The 1,689-nt window shown below is 30.9% G+C and carries 1 protein-coding gene and 1 pseudogene; one reads left to right on the top strand and one right to left on the bottom strand.

Annotated features, from left to right (window positions below; all coding sequences use genetic code 11):
• Nucleotides 1-241: 241 nt before the first annotated feature.
• Nucleotides 242-1,483, top strand: a complete 1,242-nt coding sequence (locus L8W64_RS08805; protein ID WP_263673541.1) for a major outer membrane protein — start codon at nucleotides 242-244, stop codon at nucleotides 1,481-1,483.
• Between the two features lie 23 nt (nucleotides 1,484-1,506).
• Here the strand turns inward: L8W64_RS08805 and L8W64_RS08800 are convergent.
• Nucleotides 1,507-1,689: pseudogene (locus tag L8W64_RS08800) on the bottom strand (peroxide stress protein YaaA); the annotation flags it as partial.

Below are 1,689 nucleotides of genomic sequence, written 5' to 3'. Positions count from 1 at the left end.
TAAACCCTCAGTTTCCAAACATTAACTATCAAAGAGCATAATTACACTTGTAAAAGCAAACATTCATAGATAACTCCTTAGTTTTTAAAGATCTAGTTTCAAACTAGATCTTTAAAGATAATTCAATCTATAAACACAACCCTTTAATATATTTTTATCGTTTTTATTTACTTTAAGAATTCTTATATAAAACTATGCTATAATACAAGCCATAGTTTTAATTTTAATAAGGAGAATTCTCATGAAACTAGTTAAACTTAGTTTAGTAGCAGCTTTAGCTGCAGGTGCTTTTTCAGCAGCTAATGCTGTTTCACTTGAAGAAGCTATAAAAGATGTTGATGTATCAGGAATGTTCAGATATAGATTTGAATCTGATAGAAGAGATATTGGTAACACAATTGTAGATGGTTATAACAACTCTAAAGAAAACAAACACAGATTTAAATCTCAATTAAATTTCAAAGCAGCTTTAGATGATAACTTCAAAGCTTTTGTTCAATTCCAATACAGCACAAATGAAGCTGGTTTTGGTACAGGTAATCAAACAGTTACAAATAAAACTTTCAATGTTCAACAAGCTTACTTAGAATACACTAATGAAGCTTATGCTACAAGCGTAACTTTTGGTAAAATGGAAGTTGGTTCTATTTGGACTGATGATTTAGTAGGAACAGGAGCTAAAGTAGTAAACACTTCTATTGAAGGTTTAACTTTTGCAGGTTACTGGTTTGATAGCTTTAATGCTGAAGATGATGGTGACACTGCTGCTACTTTGAACGATAGAACAAATAACAACAAACAAAGTTTCCCTGTTATCAACATGGCTAAATCTTCATTATATGGTGCTGCTATATTAGGTGATTTTGATCCATTTGCGTTCCAATTATGGGCTGCTTATTCAAATAACTATGCATTCTTATACGCAGTAGATGCTAGCTATAAATTTGCATTCAATGATGCTAATTTCAAAATCCAAGCTCAATACTTAGGAAATAGTGTAGATAGTGACACAGAAAAACGCTTAAATGCTGATAACGCTAACTTCTATGCTGCTCAATTACAAGGACAAATTTCTGCTTTTGATTTCCAAGCAGGTATTGTTGGCTATGGTGAAAAAGATAAAAATACTATTGTTGTATTAGAAGATAAAGGTAGAATAATCGCTCCAGGTGAACAAATTTTCTATTCTCACGGTAGTAGATTAACCGGAGATAAGGGTGAAAACTTCTTCTATTTTGCAGGTTTAGGTTATACTTTTGCTGAAACTGTTAGAGTAGGATTTGACTATATCGGTGGTAAAACTGAATATGCAGCAGGTGCTGAAACAGATAAAAATGAATATATCGCAAGAGTATCTTATGCATATAGCCCAAAACTTACATTTAGTGGATTCTATTCTTACTTAACTGAAGATTTCAATAAAGCTGGTGTTCATGATAGCGATGATCAATTCATCAGACTTGAAGCTCTATACAAATTCTAATTATAAAAGCTAAGCCAAAAGGCTTAGCTTACTATATCTAAAATTATCTCTTCTTTTAATCCTTGTATTTTAATTTCTTTTATTTTTAAATCATTAGGTAAGTTTTCTAGCAAAATTTCTTTGCTATGTATATTTTTACTTGCTAACACTCTTAGTATTTTACCCCTATAAGCTTTAGCAAAATGACTTAAAGTTTTGGAATTTTT

The organism is Campylobacter sp. IFREMER_LSEM_CL1097, from assembly GCF_025772225.1.
Lineage (GTDB): Bacteria > Campylobacterota > Campylobacteria > Campylobacterales > Campylobacteraceae > Campylobacter_D > Campylobacter_D lari_D.
This window is presented reverse-complemented; position numbering and strand designations above follow the sequence as displayed.